Here is a 15453-nt window from a genome sequence, read left to right on the forward strand (position 1 = left end):
CCGCTGTCTCCGGCCCCGCCCCCGCCGCCGTGCGCACGCCTCGGCGCGCGCGGCACCGGTCACCGCACGGTCAGCGGTCCCCGTCCGTCGGCCGGTCGGCCCAGTAGTTGACGCGTTCGCGGACGACCGGGTAGCCGGCCGCGGTGAAGTGCGCGGCCATCGGGAAGTTGCCCTGGTCGGTGGCGCCGGCGATGGACTCGGCGCCCTCCGCGGCCAGGAAGTGGGTGCACTCGGCGAGCAGGTCGTAGGCGTAGCCATGGCCGCGCTGCTCCGGCACGACGCCGATGAAGCCGACGCACGGTCCGGAGGGGTTGCGGGCCGGGATGTGGATGCCGACCGGGTCACCCGCGGGCGTGTGCGCCGTCTGCCACCACGCGCGGGGTGACGGGAACCAGTGGAAGACCTCCAGCTCCTCCCGGGCCGCCTGGTCCACGCCGCCCTCCTCGATGGCCCGGCGGGCGTGGGCGTCGAGGGTGACGGAGTGGATGCGGCGCAGCAGGTCGTGGAAGACGGCATCGTCCGGCTCGGCGGTGAAGACGAGGCGTCCGGGACGCTCGGGCAGGCCGAGGTCGCGGGTCCAGCGGTAGATGAACCGCTCCACCAGGGGGGTGTAGCCGGCCTGGCGGGCGACGGTGTCGCGGGTGCCGACGGCGGCCCGCAGGCTCGGGTCGTCGCGCCAGCCGGCAGGCAGGTCGAGCTCGAGCTCGGCGGTCCGCCAGGGCGCCGTGCGCAGCAGTTCGGCGCCCGCCGCCTCCTCGCCCTCGGCGACGTCGAGCCAGTTGATCACCAACGGCTCGGGGTCCTCGGGCCGGCCCCACCAGGCGGCGCGCGCCACGGTGCGCCCGTCGCGCACGGCGATGCGCTGCCAGTCGGGGCGGTGACGGGTGGTGCGGTGCTTCTCGCCGAGGGCGAGCGGGTCGGGCATCGTACGGAAAAGGTGCGCACTGCTCTCGTCGAGCATGCGGACGACCAGATCGGTCAAGGTTTCCTCCGGGAAGCGTACGGTGTGCGGCGCTCCCGGTCGGATGTCAGACGTGACACGCCCGCGGCACGGGGAGGGAGGAGCGCCGGTTGCTGCTGTCGGGCATGACACTCGCCTCCTTCTTCCGTGCGGTCCGGGCGTGGTGATCACAGGTTAGGAGGCGGCCCGGCGGGCGTCCACCGTTTTTCCGCGGGATGCGGGCGGCCGACGGCGGCGTAGCTTGGGGATGTGGGTTCGGTGCGCGGCCGGTGGCCGCGCGGTGACCGGGAGGATCGCGGCTGGCTGCGGGGCGCGCCGCCGCCGTGGTGGGTCCGCGTGCTGCCCGTGCTGCTGCTCGCGGCCGTCGGTTCGGCCTCGCTGATCACACCCCACGCGCGCGACCTCGGTTTCCTGCTGGGCGCGATCCCGCCGCTGGCGGTGCTGTCGTACGGGCCGCTGCTGACCGGTCTGCTGGGCCTGGGCGTGGTCGTGGCGCTGAACGTGCCGGCCACGCATCTCGACAGGCCCGGCAACACCGATCTGCTCACCATCGTCTTCGTGGCCGCGCTGAGTGTGTTCGTGTCCTATGTGCGCAGCCGGCGGGACGCCCAGCTGGACACGGAGCGGGCGATCGGCGAGGCGGTGCAGCGGGCCGTACTGCCGCCGCTGCCGGACCGGGTCGGCCGGGTGCGGTGCGCGACCTATTACCGGGCCGCGCAGGACGGGACGCTGGTCGGCGGGGACTTCTTCGACGTACGGGCGGGGCCGTACGGGGTGCGCGCGGTGCTGGGTGATGTGCAGGGGCACGGGCTGGCGGCGGTCGCCACGGTGGTGTCGCTGCTGGGGGCGTTCCGGGAGGCGGCCCTGGACCAGCCGGACCTGGAGTCGGTGGCGGCGCGGCTGGACCGCCGGCTGGTGGTGGACTCGGCGGACGTACGGCACCCGGAACTGTTCGCCACGGCCCTGCTGCTGGAGTTCGCCGCCGACACGGGCTCGGTGCGGGTGGTGGTCTGCGGGCATCCGGCGCCCGTCCTGCTGGGCGAGGCGGCGGCCGGGGAGGTGACCGTCTCGCCCGGTCCGCCGCTGGGCATCGGGCTCGTCGGTGTGGATCCCCCGAAGGAGGTCACCGTGCCGCTCGGTCCGGGCGACCGGCTGTTCATGGCCTCCGACGGTGTGTGGGAGGCGCGGAACGCGGCCGGTGCCTTCTATCCGCTGCCGGAGCGGCTGGCCGAGCTGGCCGGCGGCCCGTCCACCGAGCTGCCCGGTGCGGTCTGGGCGGACCTGCTGCGACGACGGTACGAGGTGCGCGACGACGTCACCATGCTGGTGCTGTCACCCGAGCCGGCGGACCGCCGGCCGCCGTTCACCCGCCCGCCGGGCACCCGGCCGCCGGCCGCCTGACGTCAGCCCACGTCCCACAGGAAGCGGTGGGTGTGGATGCCGAAGTACGGGAAGGAGCGGATCTCCCGTACGCCCTCGATCGGCCGCACCACGTCGTTGACGAAGTCGAGCAGGGCCTTCGGACCGGGCGCCACCACCTCGGCGAAGAGGTCGAAGCCGCCCGAGGTGAGCACCGAGTAGACCACCTCGGGGCGGTCGGCGAGGGCGTCCGCGACGGCCCGGGGGTCCCCGTCGACGCCGATGCCGAGCAGGGCCATGGCCTGTCCGCCCATGGCCATCGGGTCGGTGACCCCGACCACCTGGACGGCCCTGGAGTCCAGCAGGCGTTGCAGGCGCTGCCGGGCCGCCGAGGCGGACAGGCCCACCCGGGGTCCCAGCTCGGCGTAGGCGATGCGGCCGTCGGCCTGGAGCTCCCGCAGGATGGCCCGGTCGATGTCGTCCATGTCCTTCATCCGTCCCGGCTCCTTCCGTCAGCCGACGAGTTCCGCCAGCGCGGCGGCGAAGATCTCGGTGTGGGCGTCGACGTCCCGCTCGGTGGTGTCCGGGCACATCAGCGCCATGTTGTGGAACGGGGTCAGCAGGATGCCCCGGTTGGCGAGGTAGAGGTGCAGGAAGTCCTCCAGTTCGGGATCGGCGGCCGCCGCGGACTCGGTGCCGGTGCGCGGGGCGGGCGCGGTGAACCGGTATTCGACGCGGGCGCCCAGCCGGACCACCGACCAGGGCAGCCGGTGGGTTTCGACGCCGGTCCGGACGCCGGCCTCGAAGCGCTCGGCGAGCTTGCCCATCCGGGCGAACGCCTCGTCGGTCAGGACGTGCTCCAGGGTGGCCCGGGTGGCCGCGACCGACAGCGCGTTGCCGGCGAGGGTGCCGCCGACGCCGCCCATGTCGACGAGGTCGAGGTCGGCACGGCCCAGCAGCCGGTCGGCGAGTTCGGCGGACAGCCCGTAGGCGCCGGCCGGGATGCCGCCGGCGATCGCCTTGCCGATGGTCAGCAGATCGGGTTCCAGGTCCCAGGCGGCCGTGCAGCCGCCCGGTCCGGCGGAGAAGGTGTGGGTCTCGTCGTTGATGAGCAGGGCCCCGTACCGCCGGGTGAGGGCGCGGACACCCTGGAGGTAGCCGGGTTCGGGCAGCACGATGCCGATGTTGGTGAGCGCGGGCTCCATGAGGACGGCGGCGACATCGCCGTGGGCCAGTTCGCGCTCCAGCCCCGCGAGGTCGTTGAACTCGGCGACCCTGCTGGTCAGCGTCACGTCGCAGGGAGCGCCTACGTTGCCGGGACGGGCGGTGCCGGTGCCGTCCGGGCCGGTGACGATCAGCGACTCGTCCACGCTGCCGTGGTAGCAGTAGCTGTTGACCAGGATCTTCGGCCGGCCGGTGACGGCCCGGGCGAGCCGGATCGCCCACCGGTTGGCGTCGGTCGCGGTGAGCGAGAAGCTCCAGCGGGGCAGGCCGAACCGCCGGGTCAGCTCGGCGCCGACCCACTCGGCGTCCTCGGTGGGCAGCATGGCGGTGGCCCCGCCCAGTTCGGCGTACCGGTGCCGCACCGCCTCGGCCACGGGCGCGGGTGAGTGTCCGGCCATCGCGCCCGTGTCCCCGAGGCAGAAGTCGACGTACTCGTGCCCGTCGACGTCGGTGACCCGGGCGCCCCGCGCCCCGGCCAGGTAGCGCGGGAAGGCGCCGGCGGTCTTGTTCATCCAGGTCATCGGCACCCGGCCGAAGAGGTGCCCGGCGCGTGCGTACGCCTCCCGGGAGCGCGGGTTGCGGCGTTCGGCCTCCGCGGTCTCGCGGGCCAGCAGGGCGTGCAGACGCGTGCGGTCCATGGGGCTCCTTCTCGGATGCGGCAATGGAATGCCGTGAGGCTACGACTGTGAACGCGTCGGTATCAAGTGATGACGCTCGATTCGATTGTTCAGACACCGGAATCGAGTGTCCGCAGTCCAGACCCGTGCACGGGGTCCGACCGTCCCGCCGTAAACGCCAGGCCGCGCCACCCCTTCCGCCGCATAGAAATATCTACGACGATGCAGACGCCGGGTCACCGCGCGTACGCGCGGCGTGTCCGGTGAAGGCCGTTCCCCGCGCTCGGGCAGGCGGGCGAGGACATCCGGAGCAGCGCATGACGAACACGATGTGGATGCGGGGCGTGGAGTGGCTGGCGGCGGCGTCGGCCGACCCGCGGGCCTGCAAGTGGGAGTGGGACCACGGCGAGGGCATCGCACTGCTGGAGGCGGGCCGGTTCTGGGACGTGCTGAGCGTCCCCGACCGGCTGGGACTGCTCACCCTGGACCTGCTCTGGCGTCCGGGCCTGCCGGTGCCGGGGCCGACGCTGGTGGACACGGCCGTGGGGAGGGTCGGGTTCCTGCTGCCGCCGGACCCGTCGGGCGGCTGGGTGGGCGCCGGTCTGCGCTACGCCACCAAGGGGTCCTGGGTCGCCGCACCGCCGCCGTACCGGCCCGCCCGCTCCCTGGAGTGGCTCGTCCCGCCCGACGGCACCGGCGCGCTCCACCCGCCCGGCGCCCTGGAGGAGGCGTTACGGCAGGCCAACGGCGCGCTGACGGTGCTCGCGCCGCTGTGCGGGCGGTAGTCCGACGCCGATGAGCCGGTGAGCGGCGCCCGGGCCGGGAAGGGCGGGGGCGGCTTCCGGTCCGACGGCGCGCCGCTCACGGCGGGGCGGCACCGGACGTCGTACCGCCGGCCGCGCGGGTCTCCGCGGGCCTCCGGTACGCCGGGCCCGGCGTCCTCGGGGACGGACGTCCGCCCCCCTCACCCCGGCGTGGCGGGCGGGCCGGGCATGGCCCGAACCTGTCCGCCGAGCCCGCCGCCCGTTGACGAGGTGCCCCCACTACGGCACGGCCGGCATCCGCGCGGGCCGGGCGGAAGCCCGCTCCGGTTACGCACAGCCGGCGCGCCCGGGCATGGCTCCGCCGGCGGCCTGGGGGGGAATGTGGGCCGCCGGCGGAGACGCCACGCCCGGGGCGGGGGGACGGCCCCGGGCGGCTCAGACATCGGATGCCCGCGAATGCGCAGCGTACGCACGCGCTTTCCGGGCGATCCGGGAACGGGCGACCGGACGGCGGTCCCGGCGCGCTGAGCGGGTCGGCCGGTCGGACGGGTCAGCCGGTCGGACGGGTCAGCCGGTCGGACGGCGAGGCCGCCTCGACGAGGCCGCGCGTCCGGTGGTCCACCGGTCCGATGGGTCCACCGGTCCGATGGGTCCGCCAGTCCGGTCGGGTCGCCGGTCAGGTGAAGACCGCCTCGGGGTGACCGTCGTGGGCCGTCCGTCGGGGTGGTCAGGTGACGCAGTCCGGGAGGGCGGCGGAGTCGGCCGGTACAGCACGAGCCGGTCCCCCGTGTGCCGGACGGTCACATCCGCCCGGGGCGGCCGACCGGTGACGCATCCCCCACGGCGGCCGGCCGGGGTCCGGTCCGCCCGGTCAGGGGCTGCCGTCGGCCCACCCGTCCGACTCGGCTCGGCCGCCCTCCCCTCCTCACTCCGGCTCGGCCGCCGTCCCGCCCTTGAGGCCGGCCGCGGCGAGGGCCGCGCCCAGCAGGCAGAGGACACCCGTGACCACCGCGGAGGCGTGCACGCCGTTCATGAACGCCTGGTGGCTGCCCTCGGCCACGGCCGCCCGCAGCGGGTCCGGCATGGTGCCGGAGACGGGTGCGACGCCCATCGCCACGGCGTCCTTCGCCTCGGCGAGCTTCCCGGCGAGGGTGCCGGGCACGCCCGCCCCGGTCAGCTCGGTCCGCAGGGTGGCGCCGACGCGGGCGCTGATGACGGAGACCAGCACGGACGTGCCGAGGGCGCCGCCGATCTGGAGGGTGGTGGCCTGGAGTCCGCCGGCCACCCCGCCGTCCCGCACGGGGGCGTTGCCGACGATGGCGTCCGAGGAGGCGGAGAGCACCATGCCGACGCCGAGTCCGAGCGCGACGAACGGCGGCCACATGGTGGTGTACGAGGAGTCGCCGGACCAGGTGAGCAGGGCGAAGCAGGCCGCGGCCTGGAGCAGCATGCCGAGCGGCATGCAGAAGCGGGCGCCGAATCGCGCGGTCAGGGCGGCGCCGAGCGGGGAGGCGACGAGCGAGGCGAGGCTCAACGGCAGTGTTCGCACGCCCGCCTGAACGGGTGTCAGCCCGCGCACGTTCTGGAGGTAGAGCATGACGAAGAAGATCACGCCGAGCATGACGAAGAAGTTGAGCGCGGTGATGATCGCGCCGATGGTCAGGGTGCGGCTGCGGAACAGCCGCATGGGCAGCAGCGGATGCGCGGTCCGGGTTTCGTGCCGGCCGAAGACGATCAGGAGCAGCAGGCCGGCGAGGATCGCGGTCCAGGTACCGGCGGACGTCCAGCCCCAGGTCTCGCCCTTGACTACGCCGAAGACGACACCGAGCAGGCCGAGCGCGAGCAGCACGACACCGGTGACGTCGAAGCGGTGCCGGCCGGTGCCGCTCTTCGACTGCGGCAGCACGAACGCGCTGAAGGCGCAGGCGAGGACGCCGATGGGCAGGTTGATGTAGAAGACGGACTGCCAGTCGACGTGCTCCACCAGCAGGCCGCCGACGATCGGGCCGAGGGCGGTGGACACGGCCGAGACCATCGCCCAGATGCCGACGGCCATACCGAACCTGCGGGGCGGGAAGACGGCCCGCAGCAGACCGAGGGTGTTGGGCATCAGCAGCCCGCCGAAGACGCCCTGGAGCGCGCGGAAGGCGACGACGCCCGTGATGGAGCCGGACAGGCCGATGGCGACGGAGGACAGCGCGAAGCCCGCGACGCCGACGAGGTAGAAGGTGCGGCGGCCGAAGCGGTCGCCGAGCTTGCCGCCGAGGATGAGGGTCGCGGCGAGGGCGAGCAGATAGGCGTTGGTCACCCACTGCAACTGGGCGGTGGAGGCGTGCAGCCGTCGGCCGATCTCGGGGTTGGCGATGGCGACGACGGACCCGTCGAGCTGGACCATGAACAGGCCGAAGGCGACGGCGCAGAGGGTGAGCCAGGGGTTGGCGCGCCGCCGGGCGGCACCGGTGGGCGGCGCCGCCGGGGTCGCGGGCACGGCGGAGGGATCCACGGAGGTGGATGGCATGGGGAAGCCTCGTCTGTACGGGGTGTGAAGGGGTGCGGAAGAGAGGGCGCGCATGGCCGGGCCGCCCCTGACCGGCGCTGTCCGTCCCCTGCGGCAAGGCGCGGCAGGCAGGCAGGCAGGCAGGGGGAACGGGCAGGGGCGCGGATCAGTGTGCGGCGGGGTGCAGCCGGTGCGTCAGCGAGTTGAGCGCGCCGAGGGCGGAGCCGAGCGCGTCCAGCTCGCCCTCGGTCAGCGACAGCAGGGCCCGGTCGAGGTGGGCGACCTGGAGGGCGCGCACCTCGGCGAGGTGCCGCCGGGCGACCGGCATCAAGTGCAGCCGGACGACGCGCTTGTCGGAGCTGTCCGGCCGGCGCTCCAGCAGACCCTGCCCGGAGAGCTGGGAGACCAGCGCGCTGACGTTGTTGGGCTTCATCAGCAGGGCGGCGGCGGCCTCGCGGACCGTGGCGCCCTCGTGTTCGGCGACGTACCGCAGCAGGTTGAGGTGTCCCTCGGGCGGCTTGGGGTGGGCGTAGTCGCGGGCGACCAGCCGGTCCAGGGCCCGGTGCAGCGCGGGCAGGGCGTCGGCCAGCGCCGTGGCGACGCGGTCGACGTCCCGCTGGGGCGCGCTGGGTCCGGACATGACATACAGGATAGCTATGTCCTCATACCCATGTCAAAAAGGTATGAGGCCATAGGCACGGCGTTCCGGGTGCCGCCGCGCGACCCCGACCGGGGCACGGCATAAGCTCGGCGGATGGCGAAGTACTTCGACGTGCACCCCGACAACCCGCAGCCGCGCAGCATCGCCCAGATCGCGGACGCGGTGCGCTCGGACGCACTCATCGCATACCCGACCGACTCCTGTTACGCGCTCGGCTGCCGGCTGGGCAGCCGCGACGGCATGGACCGCATCCGTGCCATCCGCCACCTGGACGACCGGCACCACTTCACCCTGATGTGCCGGGACTTCGCGCAGCTGGGCCAGTTCGTCCGGGTGGACAACGACGTCTTCCGGGCCGTGAAGGCGTCGACGCCCGGCAGCTACACCTTCATCCTCCCGGCCACCCGGGAGGTGCCGCGCAAGCTGCTGCACCCGAAGAAGAAGACCGTGGGCGTACGCATCCCCGACCACGTGGCCACCCAGGCGCTGCTGGCGGAGCTGGGCGAGCCGCTGCTCTCCAGCACGCTGCTGCTGCCGGACGAGGAGGAGCCGTTGACCCAGGGCTGGGAGATCAAGGACCGGCTCGACCACGTGGTGGACGCCGTGGTCGACTCGGGCGACTGCGGCACCGAACCGACGACCGTGGTCGACTTCTCGGGCGGCGAGGCGGAGATCGTCCGGCGGGGCGCGGGGGACACCAGCCGCTTCGAGTGAGGGCGGCGCACCGGGTGCGGGACCGCCGGTCCGCGCGTGACAGCATGGGGCGGTGCCGCGGCGCCGGGGGCCACCGCCTCCCGGCACCCCGTTCCCGAGGGAGGGCCTGCTCACCATGACCGATGTCCAGGGCGACGTTGTCGACGTCCCGACCGAGGACGGCGTCGCCGATGCCTACCTCGCCCGTCCGGCCGACGGGCGCCCCCGTCCGGGCGTGCTGTTCTACCAGGACGCCTACGGGCTGCGACCGCACCTGAGGTCGATGGCCGACCGGCTGGCCGCCGCCGGTTACACCGTGCTGGTGCCGAACGTCTTCTACCGGCTCGGCCGGACACCGGTCGTGGACCTGCCCGAGTTCATCGACCCGGGCGCCGACCCGACCATCTGGGAGCGGCTCGGCCCGATCCTGGCCGGGCTGACGTCCGACCTGGTCAAGCGGGACGCGGACGCGTATCTGCGCTGGCTGGCCGAGAGCCCGCTCGTGGCGGACGGCCCCGTCGCGATCACCGGCTACTGCATGGGGTCCCGGCTGGCACTGTGGACCGCGGGCGCCCATCCGGAGCGGGTCGCGGCCGCGGCCGGCTTCCACGGCGGGGCCCTCGCCACGGACGCCCCGGACAGCCCGCACCTGGAGGCCCCGCGCATCACGGCGGAGCTGTACTTCGGGCACGCCGACGAGGATCCGTCGCTGCCCCCGGAGCAGGTGGCGCGGTTCGAGGAGGCCCTGACCGCCGCCGGGGTACGGCACACCTGCGAGGTGTATCCCGGCGCCCATCACGGCTACACCCAGGCGGACACCCCGGCGTACGACCGGGAGGCCGCCGAGCGGCACTGGGCGGCACTGCTGGAGCTGCTCAAGCGCGCCTTCTGAGGCCGCGGTCCGGTGCCCGCCGACCGGCGGGCACCGGACCGATCCCGTCCGCGGCTCATTGACATGTACCCGTCGGAAAGCGAGTCTGAAGGCGCGTTTGAGAGCGCTCTCATCAGATACGGCCCCACGCCGTACGACCCCGACCCCCACACGGAGGTGGAGAGTGCCGCACGTCCTCGCGCGCCGCGCGCTGCCCCTGACCGCGGCGGCGGCCCTGCTCGGCGGGCTGCTCGCCCTCGGCACACCGGAACCCGCCGGTGCCGCCGTACCCGACACCATCCCGCTCACGGTCACCAACGACTCGGGCCGTCCGGAGCCCGTCTACCTCTACGACCTCGGCACCCAGCTCTCCTCCGGACGGCAGGGCTGGGCCGACGCGAACGGCGCCTTCCACGCCTGGCCGGCCGGCGGCAATCCGCCGACGCCCGCGCCGGACGCGGCGATACCCGGACCCGCCGCCGGACAGTCCATGACCCTCCGCATCCCGAAGTTCTCCGGCCGGATCTACTTCTCCTACGGCCGCAAGCTTGACTTCCGGCTCACCACCGGCGGCCTGGTGCAGCCGGCCGTGCAGAACCCCTCCGACCCCAACCGCGACATCCTCTTCAACTGGTCGGAGTACACGCTCGACGACTCCGGGCTGTGGCTCAACAGCACCCAGGTGGACATGTTCTCCGCGCCCTACGCGGTCGGGGTGCGGCGGGCCGACGGCAGCGTCGGCACCACCGGACACCTGAAGCCCGGCGGCTGGACCGGCTTCTTCGACGCGCTGCGCGGACAGCCCGGCGGCTGGGCGGGCCTGGTCCAGACGCGTTCCGACGGCACGGTGCTGCGCGCGCTGTCGCCGCTCTACGGCGTGGAGACCGGTGTCCTGCCGGCGAACGTGCTGGACGACTACGTGAACCGGGTCTGGCGGAAGTACACGACGTCGACCCTGACGGTCACGCCGTTCGCCGACCAGCCGGGCACCGAGTACCACGGCCGGGTCTCGGGCGACGTCATGAACTTCACCGACTCGTCCGGCGCGGTCGTCACCAGCTTCCGGAAGCCGGACGCGGCCAGCGTCTTCGGCTGCCACAAGCTGCTGGACGCGCCCGACGACCGGGTGCGCGGCCCCATCTCCCGGACGCTGTGCGCCGGTTTCAACCGCTCGACCCTGCTGGTCAACCCCCACCAGCCGGACACCACGGCCGCGGACTTCTACCAGGACGCGGTGACCAACCGGTACGCGCGGCAGATCCACGCGCGGACGGCCGACGGGAAGGCGTACGCGTTCGCCTTCGACGACGTCGGCGGCCAGGAGTCGCTGGTGCACGACGGCGGCCCGCGGCAGGCGTATCTGACGCTGGACCCGCTGAGCTGACACGCCGTGGTCCCGCACCCGGGCAAGCGGGTGCGGGACCACGGACGCGGGGCGGATCAGCCGGTCGTCAGGGCCGTGTCGTCCACGACGAAGCTGGTCTGGAGCGAGGCGTCCTCCACGCCGTTGAACTTCAGCGTGACCGTCGAGCCCGCCAGCGAGGACAGGTCGAAGGTCTTCTGGCTGTAGCCGGAGGCCGCGTTGGCGTTCGAGTAGGTCGCGAGGGTCTTCGAACCGGCGGTCACCGTCAGCTTGTCGTACGCGGTGCTGCCGCTCTCCGACGTGTCGATGTGCAGGTAGAAGGTGAGGGTCGCCTTGCAGCCCGCGGGGATCGTCACCGACTGCGACAGCGTGTCGGTGTGGGCCGAGCCGTAGCCGTCGAGCCACGCCTTGTACGAGCCGCTGTGCGCCGCCTCACCGCTGTCGGTGGTGATGACACCGCTGGTGGAGGTCCAGCCGGTGCCACCGGACTCGAAGCCCGGGTTGCTCAGCAGCTGGGTCGAGGCGCAGCCGCCGCCGGTCGTGCCGACCGTCCAGCCGAAGGTGGCGGTACCGGTCGCGCCGGTGGAGTCGGTCACCGTCACGGTGGTGCTGTACGTGCCCGCCGTGGTGGGCGTGCCGGAGATCAGACCGGTCGAGCTGTTGATCGACAGTCCGGAGGGCAGGCCGGAGGCGCTGTACGTCAGCGCACCGCTGTTGGTGCTGCTCGCCTGGATCTGGAGGCTGGCGGCGGTGCCGACCGTGACGGACTGGCTGCCCGGGTTGGTGACCGTCACCCCGTTGGCGGGCGGGTTGATGTGGCTGCCGACGTTGATGCCGGCGAACGCGTTGCCCACGCCGGCGTACTGCGCGGAGTTGGTGCCGTACAGCGCGGCGGCGGCGTTCAGGGCGGCGGTGCGGGCACCGGCGTAGTTGGTGCTGGACGTCATGTACGTCGTCAGCGCCTTGTACCAGATCTGGAGCGCGGCGGCCCGGCCGATGCCGGTGACGGCGACCCCGTCGGAGGTCGGGCTGTTGTAGGTCACGCCGTTGACGACCTTGGTGCCGCTGCCCTCGGACAGCAGGTAGAACATGTGGTTGGCCGGGCCCGAGGAGTAGTGCACGTCCAGGTTGCCGACGCCGGAGTACCAGCTGTCGGCCGAGCCGCCGTCCTTGCTCGGCTTGTCCATGTACCGCAGCGGCGAGCCGTCGCCGTTGATGTCGATCTCCTCGCCGACGAGGTAGTCGCCGACGTCGCTGGAGTTGTTGGCGTAGAACTCCACGCCGGTGCCGAAGATGTCGGAGGTGGCCTCGTTCAGACCGCCCGACTCGCCGCTGTACTCCAGGCCGGCGGTGTTGGAGGTGACGCCGTGGCTCATCTCGTGGCCGGCCACGTCCAGCGAGGTCAGGGCGTGGGTGTTGCCCGAGCCGTCGCCGTAGGTCATGCAGAAGCAGCTGTCGTCCCAGAAGGCGTTGACGTAGCCGCTGCTGTAGTGGACGCGGCTGTAGGCGGCGACGCCGTCGTTGCGGATGCCGCTGCGGCCGAAGGTGTTCTTGTAGAAGTCCCAGGTCTCCTGTGCGCCGTAGGCGGCGTCGGCGCCGGCGGTCTGGGTGTTGGAGCCGGTCCCGTCGCCCCAGACGTCGTCGGCGTCGGTCAGCAGGGTGCCGGTGCCGGAGGTGGCCCGGTTGAGGTTGTAGGTCTTGTGACCGCCGCGCGAGGTGTCGTTCAGCTGGTACGTCGAGCCCGACAGCGTGGTGCCGAGGGTGACGGTGCCGCTGTACTGGGTGTTGCCGGTGCCGGTCTGCACCGCCTGGAACCGGTGCAGTTCCTTGCCGGTGCCCGCGTCGGTGATGACGTGCAGCCGGCTGGGGGTGCCGTCGTCCTGGAAGCCGCCGATCACCGTCTCCCAGGCGAGCTTCGGGGTGCCGTCGCCGGCCCAGATCACCTTGCGGGCGCTGTCGGCGGTGGCCTTCCTCGCGTCCAGAGCCTTGGCGGCCTTCAGCGCCTTGGTCTCGGCGGCGGCCTTGGTGAAGGTGGCGGTGGTGGAACGCACCCGTATCGTGCGCCGGCTGTTGAAGGTGGTGCTCACGGTGCCCTTGGCCAGCGAGGCGGGCGGGGTGTGCACCACAAGGTCGCCGCCGAGGACGGGCAGACCGGCGTAGGTGCGCTCGTAACGCGTGTGCACGGTGCCGTCGTTGTCCTTGACGACGTCCTTGACGACCAGCTTCTCCTCGGCGCCGAGGCCGAGGGTGCGGGCGGTGGCACCGGTGTGCTGCCGGGCGTTCCTGAGCAGCGCCTGGTGCTGGGCCGGGCTGAGCCTGGCCTCCAGGGCGCCGGTGCGCAGCGGCGCGGGGTGCGCGGCGGCCGGGGCGGCGGTCGCGGGCACCGCCTGGAGCCCGACGGCGAGGAAGGCCGCGGTGGAGAGCAGTGCGGCGCCGGCCGTGGCGCGCTTGCGGGGAAGGGGTCTGTGGGGTCTCACTCGTACTCCTCCTGCTGCGGCCGCGGGTGTGCGGCCAGACAGACGGGCAGCGGGGTCCGCTGCCCGGGTGAGCCAGAGCCGTGCGGGCCGTGATCCGTGAGCCTGTGGGGTGGATCGTCGTGCGGTGGGAGAATGACAGCATTGACCGAGCCATGTCACCCAAGGGCGGGTCAATCGAGGGTTTTCCCTATCGGAGCCGCACGGCCAGTGTCACGGTGACCTGGTCGCCCGCCGTGAGCCCCCGCGCGGCGCGCACGGCGCGCTTCAACGGCCTGGAGCGCGGTTCCCGTCGCGGCCCGGATCGGCGGGACCGGTTTCACCACGCCTCCGTTCCCCTGGGACGGCGCGCATCTGCTGCCAACGACGCGTGTTCGGTGGGCTGTTGGACCCGGCCCCGGCATCCGGCCGCCGACCGGCGCGTTGTTACCGTGCACCGCGTGTCTGACTCCTCACGCGATACCGCACAGGGCGCCGGCTGGGGCGCGGCCGAACCCGGCACCTACGGACGGCTGATGCCGGACCACGTCGAGAAGCTGTCGTGGCTGAACCCCCGCGTCCTGTGGGCCGCCCGCAACGGCGTCCTCGCGTCCCTGTTCGGCGACCCGACCGGCCGTACCCGCGGGCGCTGGGCGGCCCGCCGGACGGCGGCGGGCGCGCCCGCCGACAAGCTGATCCGGCGGGACGTACCGGAACGATTCTCCTTCCTGGTCATCGGCGACACCGGCGAGGGCGGCGCCTCCCAGTACGCCGTCGTGCCGGGGCTGCTGGAAGTGGGCCGGGACACCGAGTTCGCGGTGATCGCCAGCGACGTCATCTACCCGGTCGGCAGCGCCGACGACTACGGCGACAAGTTCTTCCGCCCCTACCGCGACTACCCCGCGCCGATCTACGCGGTGCCGGGCAACCACGACTGGTACGAGGACCTAGGCGCCTTCATGCGGGTCTTCTGCGGCGACACCCCGCCGCTCGACCCGGAGCCCCGGCCGCGCCCGCTCACCCGCGCCTGGTGGCGCTCCCTGCTGTGGCACCGGCCGCGCGCGGCCGACGGCCGCCGGCTGGACGAGGCGCGCAAGCTGCGGTCGGCGCCGGGACAGCGGGCCGAACAGCCGGGGCCGTACTGGGCGATCGACGCGGGACCGGTGCGGATCGTCGGCATCGACACCGGGCTGCTGGGCACGATCGACGCCGAACAGGGCGCCTGGCTGCGCCAGGTGTCCCGCGGGCCCCGGCCGAAGATCCTCGTCTCCGGTTCGCCGCTGTACGTCGACGGCGAGCACCACCCGTGCCCCGTCGAGGGCGGCGGCACGGTCGACGACGTCGTCCGGGACCCCGAGCACCACTACGTGGCCGCGATCGGCGGTGACATCCACAACTACCAGCGCTACCCCGTGACGGTGGACGGCCGCACCGTGCAGTACGTCGTGGCGGGCGGCGGCGGGGCGTTCACGCACGCCACGCACACCATCCCTCGGGTGTCGGTCGGCGGTGTCACCGAGCGCGAGTTCCGCTGCTACCCGCTGCGCGGCGACTCCCTCGCCTTCTACAGCCGGCTGTACGGCCGCCGGCTCCGGCTGCGCCGTTTCTTCACCCTGACCGAGGCGGAAGCGGCGGCCGTCGTCGCCGAACGGCTCGGCATCGCGCCGGGCCGCGCCCCGGGCGCCGACGCCCGGGTCACCCGCCGTACCCGTCTGGTCGCCGGTCTCCTCGGCACCGGCCGCCGTCCCGACCGCCCCGCCCGGTTCCGGCTGCCCGTACGGAAGCTGTACACCCAGCTGTTCTCGCCCTCCTCCGCCACCTACAGCCCGCCGTTCTTCAAGTCCTTCCTGCGGCTGGACGTCACCGCGGACGCCGTCCGGCTGCGCTGCTACGCCGCGACGGGCAACCTCGCGCAGGAACTCGACCCGCCGGTCGAGGACGAGGTGGTGATACCGCTGCCGCCGGTGCGGCCCAACTGATCACACGGTTG

General features: G+C 73.3%; 12 protein-coding genes. 6 read left to right on the plus strand and 6 right to left on the minus strand.

Translation table 11 applies throughout. The features are described 5' to 3' along the window. Window positions 1-70: 70 nt before the first annotated feature. Window positions 71-982, minus strand: a complete 912-nt coding sequence (locus tag IF37_RS0129410; protein ID WP_030749114.1) for an N-acetyltransferase — start codon at window positions 980-982, stop codon at window positions 71-73. Window positions 983-1210: 228 nt separating this feature from the next. On the opposite strand from IF37_RS0129410, the gene IF37_RS0129415 reads away from it, so the two are divergent. Beyond that, on the plus strand, window positions 1211-2362 hold the full coding sequence (locus IF37_RS0129415; protein ID WP_052845438.1) for a PP2C family protein-serine/threonine phosphatase: 1152 nt from the start codon (window positions 1211-1213) through the stop codon (window positions 2360-2362). Window positions 2363-2364: 2 nt separating this feature from the next. Here IF37_RS0129415 and IF37_RS0129420 read toward each other — a convergent pair whose 3' ends face one another. Next, complete coding sequence (locus tag IF37_RS0129420; RefSeq protein ID WP_030749117.1) at window positions 2365-2805, minus strand: Lrp/AsnC family transcriptional regulator; 441 nt, start codon at window positions 2803-2805, stop codon at window positions 2365-2367. Between the two features lie 27 nt (window positions 2806-2832). Further along, the gene (locus tag IF37_RS0129425; RefSeq protein ID WP_030749119.1) at window positions 2833-4182 is read right to left on the minus strand and encodes a transaminase; all 1350 of its coding nucleotides are present in this window, start codon (window positions 4180-4182) and stop codon (window positions 2833-2835) included. Window positions 4183-4478: 296 nt separating this feature from the next. Here IF37_RS0129425 and IF37_RS0129430 point away from each other — a divergent pair, with 296 nt between their 5' ends. Further along, window positions 4479-4946, plus strand: coding sequence for a hypothetical protein (locus IF37_RS0129430; RefSeq protein WP_030749121.1), 468 nt, complete (start codon window positions 4479-4481; stop codon window positions 4944-4946). 904 nt (window positions 4947-5850) lie between these two features. Here the strand turns inward: IF37_RS0129430 and IF37_RS0129440 are convergent. Together IF37_RS0129440 and IF37_RS0129445 are read right to left on the minus strand one after the other, a co-directional pair. Then, window positions 5851-7443, minus strand: a complete 1593-nt coding sequence (locus tag IF37_RS0129440; RefSeq protein WP_030749124.1) for an MFS transporter — start codon at window positions 7441-7443, stop codon at window positions 5851-5853. Window positions 7444-7588: 145 nt separating this feature from the next. After that, window positions 7589-8062, minus strand: coding sequence for a MarR family winged helix-turn-helix transcriptional regulator (locus IF37_RS0129445; protein WP_030749126.1), 474 nt, complete (start codon window positions 8060-8062; stop codon window positions 7589-7591). A 114-nt stretch (window positions 8063-8176) separates the two neighbouring features. Between IF37_RS0129445 and IF37_RS0129450 the strand changes: the two genes are divergently transcribed. From IF37_RS0129450 to IF37_RS0129460, 3 genes are all read left to right on the plus strand, one after another. Continuing rightward, the gene (locus IF37_RS0129450; RefSeq protein WP_030749128.1) at window positions 8177-8797 is read left to right on the plus strand and encodes an L-threonylcarbamoyladenylate synthase; all 621 of its coding nucleotides are present in this window, start codon (window positions 8177-8179) and stop codon (window positions 8795-8797) included. A gap of 115 nt (window positions 8798-8912) precedes the next feature. Continuing rightward, the gene (locus tag IF37_RS0129455; protein ID WP_030749130.1) at window positions 8913-9668 is read left to right on the plus strand and encodes a dienelactone hydrolase family protein; all 756 of its coding nucleotides are present in this window, start codon (window positions 8913-8915) and stop codon (window positions 9666-9668) included. A 163-nt stretch (window positions 9669-9831) separates the two neighbouring features. After that, window positions 9832-11031 (plus strand): glycoside hydrolase family 64 protein, encoded by a 1200-nt coding sequence (locus IF37_RS0129460; RefSeq protein WP_037857286.1) that lies wholly within the window; start codon window positions 9832-9834, stop codon window positions 11029-11031. A 56-nt stretch (window positions 11032-11087) separates the two neighbouring features. Here IF37_RS0129460 and IF37_RS0129465 read toward each other — a convergent pair whose 3' ends face one another. After that, complete coding sequence (locus tag IF37_RS0129465; RefSeq protein WP_030749134.1) at window positions 11088-13487, minus strand: M4 family metallopeptidase; 2400 nt, start codon at window positions 13485-13487, stop codon at window positions 11088-11090. Window positions 13488-13924: 437 nt separating this feature from the next. On the opposite strand from IF37_RS0129465, the gene IF37_RS0129470 reads away from it, so the two are divergent. Next, entirely contained in the window at window positions 13925-15442 is a 1518-nt protein-coding gene (locus IF37_RS0129470) for a metallophosphoesterase (RefSeq protein WP_030749136.1), read from the plus strand. The last annotated feature ends 11 nt before the right edge of the window (window positions 15443-15453 follow it).

Origin of the sequence: Streptomyces sp. NRRL S-31 (assembly GCF_000718775.1) — a bacterium.
Lineage (GTDB): Bacteria > Actinomycetota > Actinomycetes > Streptomycetales > Streptomycetaceae > Streptomyces.